Consider the following 26,687-nt stretch of genomic DNA (forward strand, 5'->3'; position numbering starts at 1 on the left):
CAGATATAGCTTTAACTTTGGGATCGGGGACGGGTTATGCAGAAAAATCTTTAGCTTTATAAAAATCTCCTGATGATAGGTTTATGTGCGTTCACTTTTATATACAAGAAGGATAATGGCAATAAATATATTATAATTCATTTTGCAAATTTTTCATGTTTTTTACGAGTATTCAGGCATAGTTAAATAAAATTGTTCTTTTTTACTTTTTACTAGAAAGAGCGATCTATGTTTTATTGCTGGAGGCTAATAACGCTCTAGCCAGAAATTGCTGTTAAAATTTATTTACCTTAAGCAAAATATATTCTCTACTGTCCAGCAATTATTTGAACTAAATTATAATTTAAGAGTTTCTTTTTAAGATTTTTACCAAAACACAGGACATAATCCATTGAACTATTAGCTAGTAAAAGAAAATTTAAGTTCAGATTTTTTGAGATTTCATCAATAACAGATTTGAAAGGTAATTCCTTCTTGAAAAAATTTTTAAAAAATCCCTCCGGCCTTAAGGTAGCTAATCAATTTTTTGAAAAACAATTTTATTATCGGTATTATAAATATATTATACCTGGTACCCGCCATAGGGGGGCTCGATTAATCGAAAATTATCTAACTAGAATAATCTGTAAATTCTTCGTTGAATTTCCGGCAAGTACTCTTTAATATAATATTAAATAATGTAAAAAGAATTTTTTAGTAATATTCTGAGAAAGATATTTATTAAATAAATTAAGAATTAGTTTTTTCTTTGTGTTCATTAATTAAAAAAGGCTACAAAAGTTTTGTAGCCTTTTTCTATAAAATTTATTATTGATAGGATTTTATTGTCTTGCCCAGCAAACACCTGAATGTGCCGCAATCCATATATCACCTGATAAACCAGTTACAACAACGGGGTTTTGTCCATTATAATTAAACTGACCCGGGGCCGAAGTCCATTTACCATTTGGTGCTTTGGGAAGTAAATTAGAACCTTGTCCAACCCATACATGAGTATCACCTATAATAAAACCAGGAAGAGCATTATAAGTAATTGTAGCAGTGCCGCCTGAGTAAACTACATTTAATGTTCCTACTAATGTTCCTTTACTAATATCACATTGTCCGGCACCTGCATAAATTGGCCAGTTATATGTTCCTTCTGAGATTTTATTTGTCCATCCCCAGTTCTTTCCATTCTTATTTGAAATATTCAGAAAACATAAAGTCTGCAGACTATTTCCCTGTCCATAAGCATAAGCTGTTTCGCAGTCATAAACAACTGGTGGTGGTGATTCAAGCTCAAATCGAATCAGGGAATATTTTTCCTGATTAACCTGACGAGCCCCGGTATAAAGTGTAGTTTGTGTGCAATAGTTTGTGTTGGGATTCAGTTGCCAAATGTATACATCAGCAATAGCAACATCTGTTGTACAGGTCTGAACTCCATTATATGTATAACAAATTTCGAGATATGGTTTGTTTGATGTCTCACGGGTATCGTACATCGAACGCTGCCAGGTATATCCCGGGTCAGTTGTTCTGTCTTTCAGAAGAATACCGAAATTTGGTGCACTTCCATTAAGCCAATCATTAACTAAACTTGTAACTTCCAAGGATTTCCAGCCAGTTGAATTGTTAAGGAATGAATCCACAACAGTTGGATCGAATGAATTTGCAAACGAGTTCCAGGTTACATCACACTCCGTCCAATCTGCAGTTATTCTGTGGGCATACGTGTAATGACCTTTAGGTGCTGTCGAATAAATCCAAAACTTGGCATAGTCTATTGTAGCACCTTGCGGTATTACAATTTTCTTGACACTTGAAAAATCATTTTGCGGACTTGTAATATCTGGCTTTTCATTACAGCCAATAATCAAAAGCCCTAATGTCAGCATTAATAATGCTGGAAATAATTTAAGCAACTTCATAAAGCGACTCCATTTTGTTGGTGATGATTTATTTAATTAGTGAAAACCCTCTGAAAATTTATGAAGTCAATTATTAAGCCACGATTTAGCTAAATTTTTGAATAATTTTTAATTAACAGTTTAACAAAATCTCAGATTGGATAGAAAATAGTCATAAATTCTTATTGTGAGCCAATAATACGGAAATAGCCTTCATTCTGCATATTATTAGTATTTTGCAAAAATTTAATGCTAATAATGACTAAGAAATGCGAAAGAACTTAAAAAAATTACATTTAATCATTTTTCAAGAATTAGATGAACTTTTACAACTTTTATTACTGTTAGATTCAAAGTCGATATTAATCATTCAAAATATTACGCAGATTCTTATGATTTGTTATGACTTGTACTGATGAAAAATCTCACGGCAGCGATACAAATATTAATTATCATCTCCAACAAGTCCTTCTCTTTTCGCAAGATCAGGAAAAGCTTAAGAGAATGATATAAGATGAGTTTAGAAATTCTAAATTCATAATTCCTTATTCGATATTCTTTATTCATCGCCTCCGGCAATTCCCCTGCTTCGGAATGGACGGAGTCCATTCCCTACATTTTTAAAAATCCGATAGCATCACAAATACTTGTTATCACTACTAATAAGTCCTTCTCTTCCGCCAAAGGCGGACGAGTCCAAGAGAAGGATTAGGATGAGTTCATAATTTGAAGTTTATTATTTATTATTCAAAATTTAATCCCCAAGGGATGATATTATTATAGAATCATCATTAATAATCTGAACCGAAATCCCGAAGGGATGACATTATTGTAACACATCTGATCAAAAAAATTGCCCCCAATCCCAAAGGGATGCTAATATTATAGAGAGTTATAAATGAATGAATTAAATGTAAATCCCAACGGGATGATATTATTATAGAATAATCAGTAATAATCTGAAACAAAATCCCGAAGGGATGATATTATTAATATTAATGGATGTGTATCTATTTGGATTCACAGAATTCGAAATCTAATAATCTCACCCCTCTAGGGTTCTTTTTTATTTTTGATACATCATTATTACAACAATTTCTCCCCTTCAGGGATAGAAAAATTCTTGATTCATTATTCTATATTCGATATTCATTATTCATCGCCTCCGGCAATTCCCCTCCTTCGGAATGGACAGAGTCCATTCCCTACATTTTAAAGAATACGATAGCATCAACGATACTTGTTCACACTACCGATAAGTCCTTCTCTTTCCGCCAAAGGCGGACAAGTCTAAGAGAAGAATTTAGGATGAGCTCATAATTTCTATATTCATAATTCCTTGTTCAATATTCCTTATCCAACTTCCTGGCTATCGAAACAAACACGGACTATAATCTTCAAACCACATAATTCTCACCTATCTTGTAGTATTTTTATAATTTCATCAGCCAGAAACGAACTGATCAGGTCATATGTTATACTGTTATAATGAACATCATCATAAAAATACTCAAGATTTTTAGGAACCACTTTATCAAGATCTATTAGAGGTACATTCATCAAAATAGCAATTTCTTTTATTGCATTATTATAAGCTTCTATTCCTCTGAATGCGGTATTATAAGTCCATCTTTTACCATCACCAATCGCTTCCTTATTTAACATAGTCAGAGATTTTAATTCTTTATCACTCATTTCTGATTTATAAATATTTGGCTGAGTCATAAGAATTACTTTCGTCCCGTCTAACTTTGCCAATTCAATAATTGTTGTAAGATTTCTCTTGAAAGAATTAAGACCGGGGAAATAATCTGTATCAACATCAAAAGGTTTGGGTCTATACCAAAGTAATTTAAAGTTATTATAAATAAATTCAGCAAGACTACCATACTTAATCATAAGCGCTTCTGGTCCAAGAAAATGTCCATAGTCCTCTCTGAATGCACCATTACTGAACCTTGAAAAATCCGCATTAACCAGTAAATCATTAATGTTATGCATAACCAATAAAACATCTGGTTTAAACTTTCTCAGATTCTGGATGTAGTTAATCAATGAATGCTGAGTTGTGTACCACTGTTTTCCGAGATTATAAAATTTTATAGAATCAATTTTATATCTTTCTTTAATCACCTTTTCTGTAAGTGATGGCCAGTCTCTTCCATTTTTATCTTTAAATTCAGTTGTTGATCCACCCAGACAAAAAATATTAAGATTGTGATCCGAAACAGAATCAGGAATATTTGGTTTAAGTTGAAGGAAAGTATGATACTTTTCAAGACTCATTCTATATCTCTTTTTATAAAAATATTCCCCAACCGGATAAACAAGTAGTATCATCAGAAATATTGTGAACAGGGTTAGCAGAAGCGACGATAATTTTGTCTTTCCCTGAATTATTCTTAAAAAAATAAAAACCAATAGTATGATTAAAATGGGAAAGATAATAAGAATTGCTATCGATATCGTTTTATAGAGTGGGTTAGCATTTAGAAATATTTGATCAGGATAAAAAAACCCCCTGTAGATAAACCCGCTCAGTAACAAAAAAATAAAAATAGAAATTAAAGACGGAATCGAATAGTATTTCTTTGAATTATGCATATGCTTTTAATAGATTATTTTATAGACTATGCTGAAAATTTGGTTATGACTACCTTAGGTGCTTTCAAAATTAAAGTTAAATGTCATAAATAGAGATTATACTTCATATCTTTTAAATTATATTTTTACAAATTTTTAAGAAAATAATTTTTACTCAACCAAAATAATTTGTTAGATTAAGATAGAAATTATTAATATCATATTAAAAACCATTTAATATTTATTCCCTTAATAGACTAATTCATTAAAAGGTTTAACTATTATTAAATATTTAATTTTGTGCGTTTCTCTATTATAATTCCAACATATAACCGCTCAGATTTGCTGGTTGAGACAATAAACTCAGCCCTTAACCAGACTTTTAAGGATTATGAAATAATTGTTGTTAATGATGGCTCAACAGACAATACTAAAGAAATACTCAATGGGTATGGAAACAGAATAAAAGTACTTCATAAAGAGAATTCGGGTTCAGAAAAAAGCAGAAATGCAGGGGCTGCAATTGCCAGTGGAGATTATTTCTGCTTTTTTGATAGTGATGATTTAATGTTTCCCTGGACTCTGCAGGTTTATAACAAAGTGATTGAAAATGAAAAATTTCCACCACTTGTTCTGGGTCAGCCATATCATTTTTCTTATCATCTCCCAGGCAATGTACTAAATGGCAATAAAGATTCTATTAAATATGCTGTTTTTAAAGATTATTTTTCTAAGGACAGGACAGTTTACTCTTCCTCAAGTATGATCGTAATTAAAAAAGAGTATTTTTATAAAGTTGGAATGTTCAGACCTTATGAACCGAAGGGTATATTTTTTCTCGATGACCTTGATTTTATGTTAAGAGCCGGAACAATAAGTCCCACGATAATAATATTCGAACCTTTTCAATTTGCATATAGAACACACTCTGAGAATAGTGTAAAGAATTTAAGACGCGTAATTAAAAGTCTGAATTATCTGATATTGGAAGAAAAGGAAGGAATATTTGCAGGCGGAGATGAAAGAAAATTTGAGCGACATGCAATCATCGGAGGTCCTTGTTATTATTGGTTATTTAAAGCATTGGCAAATGGAATAATTTCAGATTCAATAAAATTTTTCTTTAAAGCTTATCCCTTCATTTTTAAGGGCCTGATTAAAAAAATCCGTAATAAATTTCGGACAAAGATACCCTTAAAAACCATTTAGATTACTCACGAAGTTTACTCAAAAGCCAAATTGCGGAATGGACAGAGTCCATTCCCTACATTTTATAAAATCCGATAGCATCACCAATACCTGTCCACACTACCAACAAGTTCTTCTCTTCCGCCAAAGGCGGACAAGTCTAAGAGAAGGATTAGGATGAGTTCATAATCTCAATATTCATAATTCAAAACCCCTTAATAATCCCAACAGGATAATATTATTATAGAATAATCAATAATAATCTAAACCGAAATCCCGTAGGGATGACATTGTTTTTAATCTTTCAGACAATCTTCAATAAAAAAATTTGTATCAATAATTTCATCTCTATTGGGATTATGTTTTGTCGTTGATACATTATTATTAAAACAATTTCTCCCCTTCGGGGATAGAAAAATTCTTGATTCATTATTCTATATTCGATATTCATTATTCATCGCTTCCGGAAATTCCCCTCCTTCGGAATGGACAGAGTCCATTCCCTACATTTTAAAAAATACGATAGCATCAACGATACTTGTTCAAACTACCAACAAGTCCTTCTCTTCCGCCAAAGGCGGACAAGTCCAAGAGAAGGATTTAGGATGAGTTCATTATTTTATTTACTAATAATGTCACCCCTTCAGGGTTTTGTTGTTGTGTTGTGATTTCTTGTTACAATAATTTCTCCCCTTCGGGGATTATTTAAATTCGTTATTCGTCATTTGTCAATCGTCATTGGAAGTTTATTAATCAATTCTATGATATTAAAATTCGATCGGGATATACATAACTTATACGTTGCAATTAAACAGTAAAAATCAGTTTAATCTATGTTCTATTTCCTGTTAATTATTTAACCACAGATTATCACAGATTTTTTTGCCACGAATTATCACAAATTGGTCACGAATTAGATTAAAATTAATCTGATTAGAATATTATTCGAAAATCCCGATAGGATTGAAATATTTATAGACCAATTCGAGCAACCGAGCATAATAAAACCCAGAAGGAGTGATATTATTTTCACGCAAAGCCACAATAAACGCAAAGATTCTTCAAACCACAGATTAACACAGAAAAATTTAAAAGCCTCTCCTTGCAGAGTTTGGGTGAGGCCCTTCCTTATTTGGAGATGTTTGGAGGGGCAAATCAATCCGTGATAATTCGTGAAATTAGTGGCTAAAATTTTTTGAATACCACCTTAAATCCATCTCTGCAAATTCTGCCGCAAAGGTATTTTATTCTGCAAGCTAATTTACTTAGGAGTGAGTCAAACTTATATTCAGCAATAAAGCTCTGATCAGAAAATTTAAGCATTTCAAAATCACCGGGTGAATCGCCATAGGAAATTATTCTATCGAATTGAAATTTTGGAGTGTATTGTTTTATTGCTTCTACCTTTAAACGTCCAGAACAATTCTCTCCTTCAATCATACCAACCACATTACCGTTTATTACTTTTACTCTAGTACCAAATACCTCATCAACTGGCAATAACTTCATAACTGGTCTGATAAATAAATCAAGATTAGATGTAACAATAATTATTTTATTTCCGGCATTATGCTGCTCACTAATCAGATTTATAATTTCAGGATTGAACAATTTCTCCAAATTTAACTTATAAAATTCCGTAACAAGATTTTCTATTTCTTCAGTTGACTTATTTTTCAATAAATGTTTAATTGTTGTTTCTTTGAATCGTTTGCTGCTTATTAGACCAAATCTGTAGATAATATAATAAATCTGAATAATGAAGAAGGTATTGGAAGATTTAATTTGTCTGCTAAAGTATCTGCACAGAGGCAGAATTATATCTGAAATCGTTATGGTTTTATCAAAATCGAAGGCTAACAGATTCAATGCTTTTTACCTTAGTTTTACAAATTTTCTTCTTGCTAAAAGATATATCCAGGCGAAGAATGGAATAGGATCATCTTTATAAAAATCATCATAGCAGTCAATATTTTTCGAATTAAACTTAAACTTAAAATTTCCATTCAAAGAGAAAAGATTTTTCATTTGAGCAATTTTATCTGCAAGCCACCATTCAACCACTACTCCTTCCTTGTAGGTATTCACAGGTTCAACATCTCCTTCCTTTGCCATTTTATATAAAAGATAAGGAAAGTTAACACCGGAATTAATCGCGAGTCCAACTGAACCCCAGAATCTCGGATTGCATTCAATAAACCATGCTTTTTTTGTTTTTTCATCATATTTAAATTCAATCATTGCTACGCCATGAAATCTGACAGATTTGAGAAGATTTATAGCATAGTTTTCCAATATTTCGTTTTTTGAGCTGATTCGTAATGTACTTGGTCCACCGGTTCTTATTCTTTCACGAATCCTTTTATGCGTGAAAATCGCTCTGGGTTCACCATTATTCATCAACAAAGAAACACCATAAGTTGAGCCAACCACAAATTTCTGTGCAATGAATTTTCCATATTCCAGATTATATTTTTTAAGAATAGCTTTAATATTGTGAATATTTTCTTTATCTAATTTACATACGCCTTCGGCAGATCTGGACCAACCTTTTTTTTACTATTACAGGCAATCCGGTTTCATTAATAAATTCATTAAGATCTTTTTCACCTTGGGGTATAATGGTTTCGGGAATTGGTACACCTGCTGATTCAGCTATTCTGAAAGAAATCGTTTTATTGTTAAGTGACTCGAGAATTTGAATATCTGAAATCGGGATATGTACTCCAGTTTTGCGGATTGATTCGATATTTCTTGAGACTGCAAAAATCTCTTCCCCTGTTGGTAGATATACCTCCGGTTTGAATTTTTCTATTGCCTGCAATAAATCATCAATAAATAAAGATTCCGAGATTTTATAATTGTGATGAATGAATTTTGCAGCAACAAGATTGGAATAGTATCCCATCCCGAGTAGATTATCGGTGCCAAAAGCAACTTTCAGATTTTCTTTTGCCAATCCTCTCAATACATTATAAGCAATGCGATCCCATCCGTTGGTAAGAAGTATTTTTATTTTATTGTTATCGTTCAATATAATTCAAAATTAAGATTGAGTGATTTGCAATTATTCTAATAAACTTTATTTAAATTTATAAATTCTTCCATTAGAATCAGCATATATTTTATAAGAATTTATGTCTAACCATTCTTCAAGTTCCTTATCAACTGCATTCCTGAATGGCTCAACATAATACTTGGCACCTTTTTCAACATAACTTTTAATTCTTTTATATCCTTTATCATCTCTCGGAATAGACCAGCCATGTAAATCTGTAATATAAAATACTCTTGGATCTTCAAAATTGTTAATTCTATTCCCCCACGTACTTCGTTCCCGTTCGTTTGCAATGCTTCTGACTATAATTAAACTACCCGGTTCAGCCAGTTCTTTTAACTTAAATCCAATCTCATTTACATTAGGATGATAGTGAATTCTTAATGGATGAGTCCGGTGATATAAGTGAGTAGAAAACACTATTAAAATCAGAATTGCGACTGCAATATTAAACTTTTTGGATTTTTCTTTGTCAGGTATGTTTTCCTTTAATAATTTAAAGGTATATCCGGATAAATAAGAGCCATAGAAACACATAAAAATATAATAATGAGGACTAAAACCCTGGTTAACCATATATCTCATTGCTACAAATACGGCAATCACATTTCCTATTAGCATTGCCCATTCAACACTTGTAAACTTCTTTTTAATTAAAAGATAGATAAGTGAAAACCAACCCGTGATACCAAGACCCCATACAACTGACATATAAAAAAGTTTTGGATAATGAATCAGAACTGTAAGTCCGTGCAAAGTTGGAAATTTCTTCTCTCCACCAATCACACCAAATGTATTTCCATATTCAAGATATAATTTATAGGAAAAGTACATATAGCCACCAACTATCAAGACAATAAATATCCAGGCTAACCAAACTTTGAAGTTTTTCAGCATTTCTCTTTTCCCGAGGAATAAAATAAAGAATTGAATTATTCCGAGATTTAATGCAAGTGGTTTTACAAGTCCCGCAAGTGAAGTAAAAATAATAGTATAAAATAAATTTATATTTTTTTGTTCATACACAAACTTTATAAATGAATAAAAGCCGATTGAGTAGAACATTATTGAAAGAGCATCGGGCATAATAGCAGTGGATAAATGAACTGGTCCGTTTGATACTAGAAAAACTATAGAACTGAATAATGCAGCGTTTTCATTCTGAAATCGGTAAAGGACAATTTTATAAATAAAGATTGCTGTAATAATTATAAATAGAAGACTAAGCAGCTGACCTGGAAATTCTTTTTCTCCTGTTATCAGAAAAATCTTAGAGATAATAAAAGTGTAAAGCTGAAATTCATTTTCAACATAACCAGGTCCATTTCCACCCCAATTTATCTGAGGATAAAAAATACTTTCACCGTTTTTATAAAAGTTACGTGCAATGTTTTGAGTATCTGCCTGTCTCCAGCTCATCCAATCATTTAATAATGAATCCGGTAAAGAAATGGTTAACTGTATAATCACCCATATAAAAATTATCAAGGCGAGATATTTTTTTGAATTTGTTCGGGAAGTTAGAGAATTAGTGTCCATAAATAATTTTCATTTGTGAATGCCAATAGTGCAATTTTTTCATCTGAACTTAAAAGCAATTCAGAAGTTAACTTTGTTCAAGATTAACTGAATGATTGTAGGTATCGGTATATTATTATCGCTATTAGTTAGAATGTTAATTACTAGTTATGGAAAATATTTTTTAGTAAGATTAGCTTAATTTATTCTTTTAAGCCAGATTTCTCTCCAGTATTGAAATTCTTTTCTCGGACAACCACCAAAAGCAAAAAAACACTCGCAGGTAACTCCATCAAGAATAACACTATTTTTTACTTCTACCATTTTTCCGTTTCTTTCCAAAATCATTTTCTCCAGTCTGTTTCTCACAGTGAATTGCTTTCCACAAAACATTTTCATATCCGGTTCAAAAGAAAGTCCTTTATTCTTTCCACGCTTGTCAAGTGTTTTAAGAATTTCTTCAAATGACCTCACCTGTACCAGTTCGCCGGGCTGAAGATTTAATACTTCTTCCGGAGTTTTTGTTAATTCACCTTTGGGATGTTGATCTTTTATTTTTTTTATTACTTTACGAATAAGAGGTTGAATCAAAAGTTTGAGTGCTTCATAAAAATTATAAGTTCCAATTTGAACATCTTTGAATAGTTTAAAAATTTTTTCTTTAGCTGATAATGGTTTCGTTGCATTTCTTAATTGTGTGGATTGACAGAAGTAAATTTCTTCTGATTGTTTTGTTTTTAATCGCTGCTTAATTATTTCATCTTTTAACTTAGTACCAGCTTCATTTTCTTCCGGATTGCCCCTGACAACTTCCAGCCAGGATTCTTTCCAGAATAATCTGCAATATCTTTGACATCCATCGTGATAAATTCCGGAGCATCTTAAATCTTCTAAAAAATAAACATCATTATTTCTGAATTCAGCCATATACATTGTTGGATTATCTACACAAGTCTTTTCAACTTTCAAAGAAACTCTGAAAATTTTTCCACAATGATCAATCATTTCAGGCATAAATGGAAGTCCATCAAGGCAGCCTTCATCATCAAGTGTTTGAATTATTTGTTCGAAAGATTTTACTCTTACCAGATCGTTCGGTTTAAGCATTTATATTCATTAAAACTTTTTCACTGATTGATTTCAGATTCAATGATACTTGAAGTTTGTTTTACAAAAGGTTCTGCTAACATTCCTCTCGGTGCAACATCAAGCTTATAGATTTTAAGTTCACCTTTTACAAAATCACCCCAGCCGAATTTGGGATCTGACTCAGTAGTAAAACTTACTTTAGGTCGTAAAAGAACAACTTTACCTCTGTAACCTTCAGGTTGGTATCGCATCTGTGCCTGATCATTAATATCTCTTAATGTCAATGTAATATGACTTTTAATTTCTTTTTTATCACTTAACCCCATCGAAGAAGTTATTCTGCTTATCCTTGCGCTTGTTCTTTTCAGCGCAGTTTCAGCTTTCCTCTGGACAAAGGCCACTTTCTCTTTTCCACTTAAAGATTTTACATTTTCAAAGTGAAATTTAATATTTTCAATTTTTTCTTTAATGCGTGTTTTTTTCAATGCTTCGTGATCAAGCAGACAAGCATTATAAGTTTCCAACAGAAATACATTTGCCACAGATTCACCCTTTTCTGAGAGTTGCAACGCCATTTCATAAGCTACAGAACCACCCATACAATATCCACCGATATGATAAGGTCCTTTGGGTTGCACTGTTTTGATTGCTTTAATATAATCGGCTGCCATTTCTTCTATCGAATGATGAATATGATCCTCTCCGTTTAATCCTCTTGCCTGAATACCATACACACTGCGATTTGAATTCAATCTTTTAGCAAGATCTCTGTAAAGCAAAATATTTCCTTCGGCTCCGTGCACTAAAAATAATGGTGGAAGCGAAGCATCTCCTTTTTTTATTTCAACTAAGGGAGACCATTTCAGTTCTGTATTGTCCGATTCAACTATTTTAGCAAGTTGTCTGATTGTCTGTGAAGTAAACATTTCAGCAAGTGGTATCTTCTTCCCCGTTGCTTTTTCAAAATCAGCAAGCATTTGTGCTGCAAGTATTGAATGCCCGCCAAGCTCAAAGAAATTATCATCAATTCCGATACCCGAAATACCTAGAAGATTTTCCCAGATATTAACAAAAGTCTTTTGCATTTCAGTTTCGGCTTTTGCAGTTGATGTGTGTGAAATAATTCCGGAGATATCTCTTGCCGCAAGAGCTTTTTTATCAATTTTATTGTTAGGTGTAAGTGGAAATTGTTCAATAGGAATTATCAAGGCAGGAATCATATAATCAGGAAGATTTCTGATTGCAACATCTCGGATTGAATTAATTTCAGATGGTAAATTTTCTTCGGATAATTTTGATTTTAGTACTAAATAAGCAATAATCTTTTTATCGTTATTCACTTCTTTTACAACAACAGCACAATCTTTAACTGCTTCATTTTTTTTAATTACATTTTCTATCTCTTCAAGTTCAATTCTATAACCTCTTATTTTTACCTGATTATCAATTCTGCCAAGAAATTCAAGTTGCATTTTTGAATTGAGTTTAACCAGATCACCTGTACGATAAACTTTGGACTTACCTTCTTTATCAAAAGGATTTGTGATAAACTTTTCTGTTGTTAAATCATCTCTGTTAAGATATCCAATTGATAACCCGGCACCACCAATTAAAAGTTCTCCCGCAACTCCGGGCGGACAGAAATTTAAATCTCTATCAACTATATAAAACTGTGTGTTAGCAATAGGTTTACCAAGATGAATTGATTCTCCTTTAATCACTCTTGAACAGGAAGACCAGATTGTTGTTTCTGTCGGACCATACATATTCCATAATTCATCAACAAGCTCTAATAATTTTGCCGCAATATCCTGCGGCAATGGTTCGCCACCACATAAAGCTTTTATTTTTAACTTTTCATTCCACCCGGAATCAATCATCATTTTCCAGGTTGATGGTGTTGCCTGAACAATTGTTACTTTTTCTTTTTTGATTTTATCTAATAAAGATTTTCCATCTTTGGCTTCATCTCTTGTTGCTATAGTAATTTTCGCTCCGGTAATTAAAGGTAAGAAAATCTCTAATCCGGAAATATCAAACGAAAGAGTGGTCAATGCAAGTATATTATCTTTTTCACTTATGCCAGGAGTTTTTTGCATTGATAAAAGGAAGTTTGTCAAACTATAATGAGCTATTTGCACTCCCTTTGGATTACCTGTAGATCCGGAGGTGTAAATTACATAAGCAAGATTGTTCTCATCTGATTTATCAACCACCTCAGAACTTAATTTTATCTGCTTGATTTCATTGACATCAATAAACTTTCCTTTGTAGTAACTGAACTTTGGAAAAAGCAAAGATTCAGTAATTAAGAAACGTGTTGCAGAATCATTTAACATATATTCCAATCTTTTATCCGGAAAGAATGGATCAAGCGGAAGATAAGCAGCACCAGATTTAATTATTCCAAGCAGAGCGATTATCATCTCAGCAGAGCGGTTTATACAGAGTCCAACAATATCGCCTGGCTTTACTCCGGATTCAATTAGTAGATGCGCTATTTTATCAGATTCTTCTGCTAATTTTTTATAGGAAATTTTATTACCATTAAAAGAAATTGCAATCGAATTCGGACTGTCGCTTACCTGTTTTTTAAATAAAGAATAAACTGTCATTGTGTGTTTAATTATTTCCGTTTAAGAAGTTCATTATTTGTTCCAGTTCATTTACACTTAAGACCTTAATATCTTTAATCAGAATTTCATTATTATCTGTTACCTGCTGGATAATGTTTTTATAATAATTAATGATTGAATTGACTTTCTCTTCGGTGAATAAGTCAGTGTTATAGTCACATTCAATTTCGCAATGGTTATCGTAAGAAACAATATTAAATCCTATCTCGAATTGAAATCCTACTCTTGGATTAACATTCATCTTACAATCAAGTCCGGAAAACTTTAATCCCATAATTGCAGGATCAATATTAAACATTGTTGATAGCAATGGTGAGCGATTAGAACTTCTCTTTAATTTTAGTTTAGAAATAATATCAACATAAGTAACCTGCTGATTTTCATATGCATCAAGAACAAGAGATTTAACATCTTTTAGGAAATCAGAAAATTTCATATCTGACTTAATATTAAATCTTATGGGAAGAAGGTTTGTGCAATGTCCAACCAAATCATCTGCACCAACAACTTGCTGACCAGCAGCAGGAATTCCTGTTATAATATCATTCTGATTACTAAGTTTATTCAATAAAATTCCCCACAAGGACAGCATAGTGGTAAATAAAGTCACTTTTTGATTAACGCACAAAGATTTTGTTTTGTTAAATAACTGCTCATCAATAAATCCTGTTATCCGTGCGCCATTAAAAGTACGAATTGCAGGTCGCTGTTTATCATTTGGAAGTTCAATATCAGAAATTTCACCACTTAGTTTTTCTAACCAGAATTTTTCCTGTTGTTTATAATCATTGGTCTGCTTGAAATTCTCAAGGTATTCAACATAATCTTTCATTTGCATCGGAATAATTTCTTCAGATTTCTTTCCTTCAATTTCTTCATTGTATAATCTGCTAAGGTCACGAACCATTACATCATACGACCAGCCATCGCAAACTATATGATGAGCAGTTAACAGAAGATTATGATTTTCATCATCAAGTTTTATTAGACAAGCCCTCAGTAACGGACCTTTAACCAAATCAAATGGAATTTTAGGTTCGTTTTGAATTAAACGATCTAACTCTTTTTCTTTATCTGATTCCTGCAATTCAGATAGATCGATTAAATCGAGATTGAAGTTGATTTTATCGTGAGCAATCTGATATTGCCCGTCACCGGAGAAAGTAGTTCTTAATGCATCGTGTCTTTGAATCAATCTGTCAAAAGCTCTTCTGAATGCTTCAACATTCATCTTACCTTTGAACTCAATGTTATTTGATTCGTTGAAAGCACAATTAGAAATTTCACTTATCTGAGATGCGAGCCAGATTTCTTTCTGAGCATCAGCTAAAGGAAACTGATTTGTTTCGAACTCAACAGTTCCCTCTTTTTCAATTTTCCCATTTCCACCTTCAAGTGGTGAGGGGAAAAATCCATTATCCTGAAGTTCAATAACACTTTCTTTAAATGCATTGATAATTTTCTTTATATCATTATCACTGTGTGCTGAAGAAAGGAAGAATGGAAATCCTTCCAGAATATGAATTCCCTTGTGCCTTAATAAATAGAAAAGTAAGCTAAAATAATTCAGATCCTTCGGGTAACTGTAATAAAGAACCGAGCTGAAGTTTAAGAACTTAATTGGAACATTTCTTTTCAACATAAATTCATTAAGCTCTTTTGCAAGTGATGCTGCTTTTGAATTTAACTCCTGCTGCAATTGATTATTATTTTTCTTCAGATAGTTAAGAACAGTTAAAGCTCCTTTAAGTGAAAGAGGATGACGAGCAAAAGTTCCTGCAAAGAATGTAACTCCTGCTTCAGGAATTGAATCATCTCCATACTGCCAATAACCACCATCAAAAGCATCCATATATAATTTCTTTCCGGCAATAACACCTATTGGAAATCCACCACCAATAATTTTTCCATAAGTAGCTATGTCTGCTTTTACACCAAAATACTCCTGAGCACCGCCGTTTGAAATTCTGAATCCGGTTATCACTTCATCAAAAATCAGTGGGATGTTTGCTTTGTCAGCAATTTCCCTTAGTTTATGTAAGAATTCTTTTGGTTGAAGATCAGGTCTTCTTGATTGAACAGGTTCAACCATAATTCCGGCAAGCTCTGGCAAAAGTCTTTCAATAATTCTTAATGATTCTTCAGAACCATATTCAAGTGCAATGGTATTTTGAACATTCTCTCTTGGAATACCAGGAGCAATTGGCATTGTTTTAATCTGATCACCGTTCACAGTAGTCTTAATTAAAACTTCATCAATAATACCGTGATAATCACCTGCAAAGAAAACAATTTTATCTTTGCCAGTAACAGTTCTGGCAGCTCTCATTGCACCAAGCACAGCTTCTGAACCAGTAACACAAAATGCTGCTCTGTCTAATCCGGTAAATTCACAAATCAGTTTTGCAACTTCACCGGCTATTGGAGATTGAGGACCAATCTCTATTCCAAGTTTTAATTGCTCTTCAATCGCTTCTTTCAGAAAATCAGGATTGTGTCCGAATAAATACTGACCAAAGCCCATTATAACATCAGTGTACTCATTATTATCAACATCAATAAGTTTAGAACCTTTTGATTCCTTAACTATTATTTGATAAGTCATTTCTTTCCAGATAGGAAGAAAACCAGAAACCGTTCTTGGATCAGAATAATGCGCTCGATTTTCCTGTGTCATTTTTTTTGAGGTTGGAGTTTTTCTTGTGTATTCATCTATTAAACGATTCAGATATCTCTGCTGCTTTTCGGTTAACGCACCACCCTTTTTAGTTTCAATCGGTTTATAAGGACCAAATCTTTCAAATACTTTTTTCTCATCTTTCGGCTTTGAAGATGTTTCAGTTGATAATTTCTCTTCTTTAATTGCTTTAGGTTGTTCGGTGACTGATGGAGAGATTTGATTTTGAACCTGCTGTGTTATTTTCACTCCGCTTAATACTTCAAGTTGTTTCTTCATTATTTCAAGTTGTTCCTGGATAAGTTTCTCAACATTATTTGTAGGAACAAATGCTATTTGTTGCTGGGCGTAGGTTTGAGAAATATTTTGCTGATTGTTATCGGAAACAGGAACTTCAATTTCCTCTTCAATCACTATTTCTTGTTTTGGTGGTTCAAATTTTCCCTGTGCTAATGAACCATCAATAAATTCTGCTATTGCGTTGATACTTGGTGCAGTTTCAAGCAATTGACGCAAAGTAATTTTCACATCAAACTTTTTTTGAAATGCGAGACTTACCTGAGTCATAAATAGAGAATCAAATCCAAGCTCAAGAAATGTTTTTGATTCATCAAGTTCAGATTTATTTATTCCGGAAAGTTCTTGAAGTATTTCTTTAAGAATTCCGGCTATATATTCTTTGCGCGACATTGCCTCTCCTTGAATTACCTTTTTAACTTTTTCTTTTTTGATTGATTGAACGACCGGAGCAGAAGAATCGGATTCAGATTTTTGCTTTAAATTATCTCTTTTAGGTGGTTCAATCCAATAACTTTTTCGATCAAACTGATATCCTGGAAGATGTAATCTTCTTCTTCGTTTATCTTTATGAAAGTTTTCCCATTCAATTTTAATTCCGCTTATCCAAAGTTTACCAATAGCATTAAGGAAGTTGGTTGAATCATCAGCATCTTCATTTGGTTGAGTTAGTGTCGTTACGATTGTCTGCTTACCTGTTTCTTTTTTATGCTGCCCTGCCATTGTTGATAATGCTCTTCCAGGACCAACTTCAACCAAAACAATATTATTAATTTTTTGTAGTTCTTTAATTCCATCGGAAAATCTTACTGTGTTTCTTAACTGAGCTGCCCAGAATTTAGAATCAGTTGCTTGTTCATCAGTTATCCAGGTTCCTGTCAAGCTTGAAATAAAAGGAGCAGATGGTTTATTCATCGTAATATGTTTAAACTCATCTATGAAAGGTTCAATAGCTGGCTCCATCATCTTTGAATGATAAGCGTGAGAAGTAAAGAGAATTCTGTTCTCAATGTTCAATTCATTTAGCTTCTCAGAAAAGGTTTTGATTTTTTCTGTCTCACCGGAAAGAACAACAAGATTTGGTGAGTTGATTGCAGCTATTGCAATATCTTCATCCTGAATAAGTTTTTTAACTGCCTCTTCATTGCTTCTTACAGAGAGCATACTTCCGGATTTTTGCTGTTGCATCAGCTTTGCTCTTCCCGATAAAATGAACAAAGCATCTTCAAGTGTAAATACATCAGCCAAACAAGCAGCTACATAATCTCCCACACTATGACCAATCATTGAGTTAGGTTTAATTCCATAACTTATAAACAGTTTTGCAAGAGAATATTCAATCACGTATAAAGCTGGTTGTGTATAAACAGTCTGCTCAAGTTTCCTCGCTGATTCATCATTCAAATTTTCAGGAAACAGTAATTCACGAATATCAAGATTTAATAATGGAATAAGTACTTCAGAACATTTATCTACTGTCTCTTTGAAAACTGGTTCGGAATCATATAACCCTTTACCCATATTTACATATTGAGCCCCTTGTCCAGGAAACATAAACACAAGATGATTGCGATCATTCAGATTCACTTTTGATTTATTGCTGCCTGAGGCAACGGCATCTCTTAATTTCTTTTCAGCGTTGGAAATATCGGATGCAAGAACAAACTGTCTCCATTCAAATTCCTTTCTTCCCTGCTGAAGTGTGAAAGCAATATCATTGAGATTTTCATTTTTGTTATCTGCTAAAAAGTTTAAAAGCGAAGAAACATTTGCTTTTAATGAGTTTTCTGTTTTAGCTGAAATAATTAAAATCTGCTTACTTGTCTCTTCTTTGCCTCTGATTTCATTATCGATATATTCTTCAAGTACAGCGTGAGCATTTGTTCCACCAACTCCAAATGCACTTACTGCTGCTCTGATTGGACCGTTATCACTTTCTAACCGTGTGAGTTTATCAACCACATAGAATGGTGATTTTGAAAAATCAAATCTCGGATTTGGTTTCTGAAAATGAAGTGTTGGTGGAATCGTTTTATGTTTCAGAACCAAAGCTGTTTTAATTAAACCTGTAACACCGGCTGCTGCATCAGTATGACCAACATTTGATTTAACAGAACCAATTCCACAGAACTGAGTTTTATCAGTTGAAATTCTAAAAGCTTTTTCCAATGCTGTTACTTCAATTGGATCACCAACAGGAGTACCGGTTCCATGAGTTTCGACATATTTAATTGTTTCTGGATTAATGCCAGCCATTTTCTGTGCTCTGACTATAACATCTTTCTGTCCATCAATGCTTGGTGTCATATAACCTGCTTTGTCACTGCCATCATTATTTAGTGCAACGGATTTAATAACTGCATAAATAGAATCTCCATCCTTGATTGCATCTTCAAGTCGTTTTAATACAACTACTCCTGCACCTGCACTGAATACTGTTCCGGTTGCATCAGCATCGAATGGCTTACAATGACCATCAACTGAACCAATACTTCCATCAACAAAGTAATATCCTCTTTTTTGTGGAAACGATATTGAAACTCCTCCAGCAATTGCCATATCGCATTCGCCTGTAATAAGACTTTTATATGCTTCTCCAACTGCAACAAGTGAAGTTGAACAGGCAGTTTGAACATTTACAGCAGGACCATTAAGTCCCAATTTGTAAGCAACTTTTGTAGTAAGAAATCCATTATCATTTCCGGTGAGGGTGGTGTAATCAGCTATCTGATACGAGTTAGCCAAATCTTCCTGCTTATTTCTGTCAGAAAGTAAATTGTATATCAAATAAGTATTCAGACTTGAGCCGGCAAAAATTCCAATTGAACCATCAAATTTTTCAGGAACATATCCGGCATCTTCAAGAGCGTTATAACAACACTCAAGAAATACCCGATGTTGAGGGTCCATTATTGCAGCTTCTCTTGGATTAAAACCAAAGAACTCTGCATCAAATTTATCGGCATCTTCAAGAACGCCACGTGCTTTTATAAATTTTAATTCAGAATCGGGATTGCTGTTTGGAATAAACTCAAGCTCTTCATCGGAGAAGAAAGAAATCGCTTCAACTCCATTCGAAAGATTTTCCCAGAATTCTTTAATTGTATTTGCTTTTGGATATCTGCCAGCAATTCCGATGATTGCGATATCAGAACCAGTTGGTTTGACTAATTGTTTAATTGATTTAGTTCTTGTATGGAGTAAATTTCTTTTCTCACTTATAAATTTTCGCAGAGAAAAAATGGATGGATAAGTATATAAATCTACTACGGAAATATCCTCTTTGAGATATTCCTTAATTTTAATTTGTACTCTTCCGACTGAAATCGAATCTCCACCTATATCAAAAAAATTGTCCTCAATGGTGAAAGTATCTTTTCCTAAAACTTCCTGCCAGATTTTTATTAATGTTTTTTCAATAAAATCTATTTTTAACTCAGAAGTTTTATCCGACAATTTATGTTCTAAGTTAATTTTTTCAGACTTTAATGTTTTTTTATCAATCTTTCCACTTGGGGTTAATGGCAGTGCTTCTTTCTGAAAATAATACTTCGGAACCATGTATGATGGTAATTTTTCATCAAGGAACAATTTGAGTGCATTTACATCAATAGCCTTTCCATCAGAGCTGAAATAAGCTGTAAGAACCTTTTCTTGATTACTTAGTTCTTGTAAAATAACCGCAACAGATTTAATCCCTGGAAATTCAAGGATGTAATTTTCAATTTCACCAGGTTCAATTCTGTAACCGTGAAGTTTTATTTGTTCATCAGCGCGTCCTAAAAATTCAATATCACCGAGGTCATTGATTACACCAAGATCACCTGTCCTGTAGAAAATCTGTTCCTCCCCGTCAATCAGAATTTTTTGAAATCGTGCGGCAGTTAATTCGTCTCTGTTCAAATATCCTTCAGCTACACAAATTCCTCCGATAAAAATCTCTCCTTCAGTTCCACGAGCTACCAGGTTAAGATTATCATCTAACAAAACAACTTTAGAGTTTTGAATGGCTTTACCAATTGGTGGAAGTTTTGACCAGCTATCTGCATCTCCGTTCAGTATAAACGAAGTACAAACATGTGTTTCCGAGGGTCCGTATTGATTATGGAGAATTACATCTGAATGATTTTTGAAAAATTGTTTTATCTGTGGAGTTATTATAAGCTGTTCACCAGCAGTAATAATGTGTTTCAAATAATTTTTATAATTTGATTGCTCTGCTGCTTCTGCAAGAGTTTGTAAAGCTATAAATGGTAAAAAGATTCTTTCTATCTGATACTTTGATATAAACTTTATTAATTCGAATGGGTCTTTTCTGTTAATATCATCAATCAAATATAGAGTACTACCACTTGTTAATGTCGCAAATATCTCTTGAAAAGAAACATCAAAGCTAATCGGTGCAAACTGCAATGTTCGGAATCTGCCAGGGGTGGAAATATTATTTTGCCAATCAATAAGATTAGAAATAACCCGATGTGGCATTTTTATGCCCTTTGGTTTGCCTGTTGAACCGGAGGTATAGATCAGATAAATCAGGTCGTTTGGCTCCGGATAAATCGTCTTAAAATTGGTTTTATTTTGTTCAGATATTTTATCAACTAAAATAATTTCTGAATCAAAATCCGGAATTCTTTTTTTAGCTGAATGTGTTGTTAAAATTAGCTTAGGTTTAGCATCATCAATCATAAAACTGATTCTGTCAGAGGGATAATTCATATCAATCGGGAAACAACACCCACCAGCTTTTATTATACCTAAAACCGAAGCTATCAAATCAAATGAACGTTCTACTGCTAATCCAACAAAAGAGTTTTTGGTAACTCCTCTATCCTGTAAAGTTTTAGCAATTGCATCTGCTTTAGAGTTCAGCTCATCATAAGTATATTCTTTTGCAGACGAAACAATTGCAATTTCGTCTTTGTTTTGAGCTACTTGTTTTTCAAATAGTTCAATTATTGATTTTTGATCAATCATAAATGAATTTTCTTTTTTAATTAATTTCAAACTTTAATTTGATTTAGCGAATTGTTTCCCGGCTTTTAGATAAATCATAAATAATGGTGATAAAACAGATAGCTTTGCCTTCGCTTTTTTATTTAAAAATCCTTCTACTGTTTTCCAGTTGAATTGGTTTGCTACATCAATACCAATTGAAATAGAGAATGATAGCATCTTGGCTGTATGCCACCAACCTGATGGGAAATATATACTTTCACCTGCTTTTAAAACGACTGTAATTTTTGTAGCATTTTTATAAAGTGGAAATTTATCAAGTTGCACATTTTCAATATCCGGAATAGAAGAGACATTAAACTCAGCCCCTGTCTTTGGATAAAGATAGTTTGAATCATCAGGGCTGAATAGTATTAGTTCTTTTTCACCTGCTATTTGGTGAATAAAAGTGTCTGCTCCCGGAACATCATAGTGCAGATATGGAAATGATCTTCCTTTCCCTCCTATAAATAATTCATATTGACCGTAGGCAAACAGCGAAGTCCTGAGAGGAGTAAATACTTTATGTAGAAAATAATTTGGCAAACAAAACTCTGATTCAGGAGAAATGTCAGGAACTAATTCAGGATACTCGTGCGCTATTCTGATATTTCTGTAATATGGTGCGGGATTATTCTCATCTGATTTAAGCGATAAATCTATTACCTGATTTATTGAGATTTCTTTACCATCTATTTCGACTATTTTGCTTCCGTAGTTTTTTTGCCAGAATTCCGGAGTCCATTTATCCAACGCTTTCCAATGTTTTGTTGCATCTTCAATTACTACTGGTTTTCTTTTCGCTACAAATTCTTTTCGGAATTCCTCCGGTGAAATATTTTTAACTTTTTCTAATGAATTCATTTTACTTACTCCTTAACCTTTATTACTTTGCTGGTAAATTTTTCCTTAAGAGACTATCTGATTATGGAAGGTATATACGCCCTCATAGAATGTTTTTACTGGTTCGATTTGTGTGCCAACTGATAATAGATAATCTGAATCAACTGTTCAAATATGACTATTTTTAGCAATATTTTAGATTTAATGAACGACAATTATTTATATTTTTTCTATTATTTAGATTTTTCTATAAAAATATATCAATTTGAGAAAGTGTAAAAATTTTTAATAGTATTATTTTAATAGGTAATGATATTGGAAAATTCTGAAATACATATCCATTTGATAAACATTTCAAAATTGAGAAATGATATTCAGAATTTTAATGGAATTCTTTCAGACGAAGAAAAAGAAAAATCAGGGAAATATAAATTTGCTCGCGACAGGGAAAGAGCCATCGTAACATATTTTTTTCGAAGAAAAATTCTCTCTGAATATACTGGTTTATCACCTGAAAATTTATCCTTTAAAATTGGTAAATCAGGAAAACCATATATTGATAATCAGGGACTTACTTATCTGAAATTTAATTACTCTCACTCAGGTGATTTGATTGTTTACGCCCTGAACAGAGACGCTGAAATAGGGGTTGATATCGAACTGGTAGAAGAATTTCCCGATTTAAATTCATTAGTTAAAAACTATTTTTCCCATAATGAACAGAAAGCTTTTTTGAGTTTAACCACTTTAAAAGATAAGCTTAATTTTTTTTATAAGATATGGACCAGGAAAGAAGCTTTTGTTAAAGCATTAGGAACAGGATTGAATGACGATTTAGGGAAGATTAATCTTTACTCAGAAAAGTTTAATTCCTTTATTGAGAAATTTTTTTATTCCGGGAAAGATTGGATAATTGAAGAGCTTACCACACCCAAAGCTTATATTGCCAGTATTTGTTATAATTCCATCAGCACCAAAAAAATCATTTATTTTGATGAAAATATTGTCTGATTTTGTTTTTTTAATCTATTTTGAGAAAAGTTTTATTTCTATTGTCTCATTAGAAAGTAAAATTGTTCTTAAATTTTGGCATAATTATTATTTGGCTTTAAAAATTCATAATAATTCACACAATGTTAAAATCAATCATTAATCGGATGCTTCACGGTATCGCTTTTATTATTCCATTTGGCGATTCCGTGAGACCTTTTCTTCATCGTCTGAGAGGTGTGAAGATTGGTAAAAATGTGTGGATAAGTAAATTCGTTTATATTGATGATAATCATCCTGAGTGTGTTGAAATAGGTGATAACAGCACTATTGGTTTGCGAACAACAATATTTACTCATACTTATTTTGGTAAAAGACAAAAAAATAATCCAAACAAAGTTGTAATTGGAAAGAATGTTTATGTTGGTCCGCATTGTTTAATTCTACCAAATGTAACGATTGGTGATAACTCTGTTATTAAAGGTGGAACGGTTGTAACAAGGAATGTTCCTCCTAATACTTTATATGGAATGCCGAATGCCGAACCTTTGGCTACCGTAACTGTACCTCTTACTTCTGAACACGGTTATGAAGAATTCGTCAGAGGTTTAAGACCAATAAGAAAAAGAAATAATAATCAAAAGGATAAAAGTTAATTTATGAGCGAACAAAAATACTCTGGCCTTATAAGATCTTTCATTGTTGATAATTTTCTCTTTGGAGATGATTCACAATTAAATAATGATACTCCCCTTTTTGAAAAAGGAATCGTTGATTCAACCGGTGTACTTGAACTGGTTTCTTTCATCGAAGAAAATTATAAAGTCACTATTCTTGACGATGAACTTGTTCAGGATAATTTCTCATCAATCAACTCGATTGAAAAATTCCTGCAGAATAAACTTAATCACAAAAACTCCTGATAATGTGCGGCATAAGCGGCATATTAAATCTTAAAGAAAAAGCGCCAATTTCTCCCGACCAATTAAGAGTAATGTCTTTTGCTCTTAAACATCGCGGTCCGGATGAAGCAGGTGCTTATCTTGATGACTACATCGGATTGGCACAATCACGATTGAGTATTATTGATCTTTCCGGCGGAAGCCAACCAATTCACAATGAGGATAAATCTCTCTGGATAATTTTTAACGGTGAGATTTTTAATTATCCTGAACTTCGTGAGGAACTGATAAAACTCGGACATAAATTTTATACTCACACTGATACAGAAGTTATTCTCCATCTTTATGAGGAGAAAAATGAAGAATGTCTTTTTTATTTAAACGGACAATTTGCTTTTGCAATATGGAATAGTAAAAAGAAAGAATTATTCCTTGCCCGTGACAGGACAGGAATACTTCCGCTATTCTTCAGACTTGAAAGTGATAAATTTTACTTTGCATCAGAACTTAAAGCAATATTTTCAATTAAAAATGAAAATCCGAATTTTGATCCGATTGGCTTTGAACAAATTTTTACTTTCTGGACCAATCTTCCCGGCGATACTCCTTTCAAAGATTACAAAGAAATTCCACCTGCTCATTTTCTGAAAATTAATTTTGATGGAAAATTTATCCTGAAACCTTATTGGCAATTACAGTTCAAAAAAGAAAATGAGATAAAAGATTTTCCTATCAGTGAAATTACAGATAGAGCATCCGAACTATTAACAGATGCAGTGAGAATACGATTAAGAGCTGATGTTCCTGTTGGAAGCTATTTAAGCGGTGGTTTGGATTCTTCCGGACTTACAACTATTGTGAAGAAAAAGTTTAACAACGAACTGAGAACTTTCGGAATTAGTTTCGAAGAAGAATCATTTGATGAAAGCAGTTTTCAGAAATTAATGGTGAAATCATCTTCAGACAAATCATTCCGAAGTTTATGCTAAGAATTCCGATATTGGTAAGTACTTTGCAGATATAATTTATTTTGGTGAAAGACCTGTTTTTCGTACAGCACCAGCACCTCTTTATCTTCTTTCAAAAAAAGTTCGTGAAGAAAATTTTAAAGTTGTACTAACCGGCGAAGGTGCCGATGAAATTTTCGGTGGTTATAACATATTCAAAGAAGCAAAAATCAGAAAGTTCTGGTCAAACAATCCTGAATCAAAATTAAGATCTAAGCTGCTTAAAAAGCTTTATCCATACATCTTTCAAAGACAAAAGATTATTCAGTACTCTTGAGGCATTTTTCAAGTCAGGAATTGATGAACCTGATAATCCTTTCTTTTCACATATCGTCAGATGGACAAATAATTCAAAGCTTAAAAATTTCTTTTCTGATGAATTCAAAGATCAGATAAAAGATTATAATGCAATAGACGAGTTTCTGTTAAAGCTTCCTGAAGATTTTGATAGATGGGAAACGCTATCAAAAGCTCAGTATCTGGAGATTTCAACTTTTATGAGTGGTTACTTGCTTTCATCTCAGGGCGATAGAATGGCAATGGGAAATTCAGTTGAGCTTCGTGTTCCTTATCTCGATCACAGATTAATTGAATTTATGTCAACTGTACCCGCAAAGTATAAGATATTCGGTTTGAATGAAAAGTACATTCTTAAAAAAGTTTTCAAGGATTCTCTACCAAAAGAAATTTTATATCGGGCAAAAAATCCTTACAGAGCTCCGATCAGAAATAGCTTCTTTGATAATAATGATTTTAATGCAGAAGATATTTTGTCTGAAGAAAAGCTAATTCAATCCGGAGTATTTAATCCTTCAAAAGTGAAATTACTTTTACAGAAAGCTAAAAAATCAAATTCATTAAGCGAGCTTGATAATATGGCTCTTGCAGGAATAATCTCAACTCAGTTGTTGTTTGAACATTTTATCGCAAGTAAAAAAAATTTCAACATAGATAATTATCACTTCAAAATATTTTTTGATAACAGAACAAATAACTAAATCATCTCAGGAGA

General features: G+C 32.7%; 17 protein-coding genes. 7 read left to right on the forward strand and 10 right to left on the reverse strand.

Annotated elements, in window-relative coordinates; all coding sequences use genetic code 11:
- Window positions 1-821: 821 nt before the first annotated feature.
- A complete protein-coding gene (locus Q0X14_RS07005) occupies window positions 822-1,913 on the reverse strand; it encodes a DNRLRE domain-containing protein (protein ID WP_297844360.1) in 1,092 nt (363 codons plus the stop codon).
- Between the two features lie 1,392 nt (window positions 1,914-3,305).
- Window positions 3,306-4,232, reverse strand: a complete 927-nt coding sequence (locus Q0X14_RS07010) for an SGNH/GDSL hydrolase family protein (RefSeq protein ID WP_297844363.1) — start codon at window positions 4,230-4,232, stop codon at window positions 3,306-3,308.
- Window positions 4,233-4,775: 543 nt separating this feature from the next.
- Between Q0X14_RS07010 and Q0X14_RS07015 the strand changes: the two genes are divergently transcribed.
- Window positions 4,776-5,684, forward strand: coding sequence for a glycosyltransferase family 2 protein (locus Q0X14_RS07015; RefSeq protein ID WP_297844365.1), 909 nt, complete (start codon window positions 4,776-4,778; stop codon window positions 5,682-5,684).
- A gap of 1,164 nt (window positions 5,685-6,848) precedes the next feature.
- On the opposite strand, the gene Q0X14_RS07020 is transcribed toward Q0X14_RS07015, so the two are convergent.
- The 8 genes from Q0X14_RS07020 to Q0X14_RS07055 form a co-directional block, all read right to left on the reverse strand.
- Window positions 6,849-7,532 carry an HAD family hydrolase gene (locus tag Q0X14_RS07020; RefSeq protein ID WP_297844368.1) on the reverse strand — a complete coding sequence of 228 codons (684 nt, stop codon included), beginning with the start codon at window positions 7,530-7,532 and terminating at the stop codon, window positions 6,849-6,851.
- A gap of 6 nt (window positions 7,533-7,538) precedes the next feature.
- A complete protein-coding gene (locus Q0X14_RS07025; RefSeq protein ID WP_366522800.1) occupies window positions 7,539-8,165 on the reverse strand; it encodes an ATP-grasp domain-containing protein in 627 nt (208 codons plus the stop codon).
- 16 nt (window positions 8,166-8,181) lie between these two features.
- Window positions 8,182-8,697 (reverse strand): hypothetical protein, encoded by a 516-nt coding sequence (locus Q0X14_RS07030; RefSeq protein ID WP_297844371.1) that lies wholly within the window; start codon window positions 8,695-8,697, stop codon window positions 8,182-8,184.
- Between the two features lie 48 nt (window positions 8,698-8,745).
- A complete protein-coding gene (locus Q0X14_RS07035) occupies window positions 8,746-10,260 on the reverse strand; it encodes a glycosyltransferase family 39 protein (RefSeq protein WP_297844373.1) in 1,515 nt (504 codons plus the stop codon).
- Between the two features lie 177 nt (window positions 10,261-10,437).
- Window positions 10,438-11,346 (reverse strand): hypothetical protein, encoded by a 909-nt coding sequence (locus tag Q0X14_RS07040; RefSeq protein WP_297844376.1) that lies wholly within the window; start codon window positions 11,344-11,346, stop codon window positions 10,438-10,440.
- Between the two features lie 20 nt (window positions 11,347-11,366).
- Window positions 11,367-13,943, reverse strand: coding sequence for an amino acid adenylation domain-containing protein (locus Q0X14_RS07045; RefSeq protein ID WP_297844378.1), 2,577 nt, complete (start codon window positions 13,941-13,943; stop codon window positions 11,367-11,369).
- A gap of 7 nt (window positions 13,944-13,950) precedes the next feature.
- Window positions 13,951-21,915 (reverse strand): non-ribosomal peptide synthetase/type I polyketide synthase, encoded by a 7,965-nt coding sequence (locus tag Q0X14_RS07050; protein ID WP_297844380.1) that lies wholly within the window; start codon window positions 21,913-21,915, stop codon window positions 13,951-13,953.
- 33 nt (window positions 21,916-21,948) lie between these two features.
- Window positions 21,949-22,797 (reverse strand): cupin-like domain-containing protein, encoded by an 849-nt coding sequence (locus Q0X14_RS07055; protein WP_297844383.1) that lies wholly within the window; start codon window positions 22,795-22,797, stop codon window positions 21,949-21,951.
- A gap of 294 nt (window positions 22,798-23,091) precedes the next feature.
- Here Q0X14_RS07055 and Q0X14_RS07060 point away from each other — a divergent pair, with 294 nt between their 5' ends.
- From Q0X14_RS07060 to Q0X14_RS07080, 6 genes are all read left to right on the forward strand, one after another.
- Window positions 23,092-23,787: a 4'-phosphopantetheinyl transferase superfamily protein gene (locus Q0X14_RS07060; protein WP_297844385.1), complete on the forward strand. Its 696-nt coding sequence runs from the start codon at window positions 23,092-23,094 to the stop codon at window positions 23,785-23,787.
- Between the two features lie 122 nt (window positions 23,788-23,909).
- Entirely contained in the window at window positions 23,910-24,422 is a 513-nt protein-coding gene (locus tag Q0X14_RS07065; RefSeq protein ID WP_297844387.1) for an acyltransferase, read from the forward strand.
- A gap of 3 nt (window positions 24,423-24,425) precedes the next feature.
- On the forward strand, window positions 24,426-24,689 hold the full coding sequence (locus Q0X14_RS07070; RefSeq protein WP_297844389.1) for an acyl carrier protein: 264 nt from the start codon (window positions 24,426-24,428) through the stop codon (window positions 24,687-24,689).
- A 2-nt stretch (window positions 24,690-24,691) separates the two neighbouring features.
- On the forward strand, window positions 24,692-25,657 hold the full coding sequence (gene asnB, locus Q0X14_RS07075; protein WP_297844391.1) for an asparagine synthase (glutamine-hydrolyzing): 966 nt from the start codon (window positions 24,692-24,694) through the stop codon (window positions 25,655-25,657).
- 10 nt (window positions 25,658-25,667) lie between these two features.
- On the forward strand, window positions 25,668-25,952 hold the full coding sequence (locus Q0X14_RS15610) for an asparagine synthase-related protein (protein ID WP_366522801.1): 285 nt from the start codon (window positions 25,668-25,670) through the stop codon (window positions 25,950-25,952).
- A gap of 145 nt (window positions 25,953-26,097) precedes the next feature.
- Window positions 26,098-26,673, forward strand: a complete 576-nt coding sequence (locus tag Q0X14_RS07080) for an asparagine synthase C-terminal domain-containing protein (RefSeq protein ID WP_366522802.1) — start codon at window positions 26,098-26,100, stop codon at window positions 26,671-26,673.
- The last annotated feature ends 14 nt before the right edge of the window (window positions 26,674-26,687 follow it).

This window comes from Ignavibacterium sp., from assembly GCF_025998815.1.
Taxonomy (GTDB): domain Bacteria; phylum Bacteroidota; class Ignavibacteria; order Ignavibacteriales; family Ignavibacteriaceae; genus Ignavibacterium.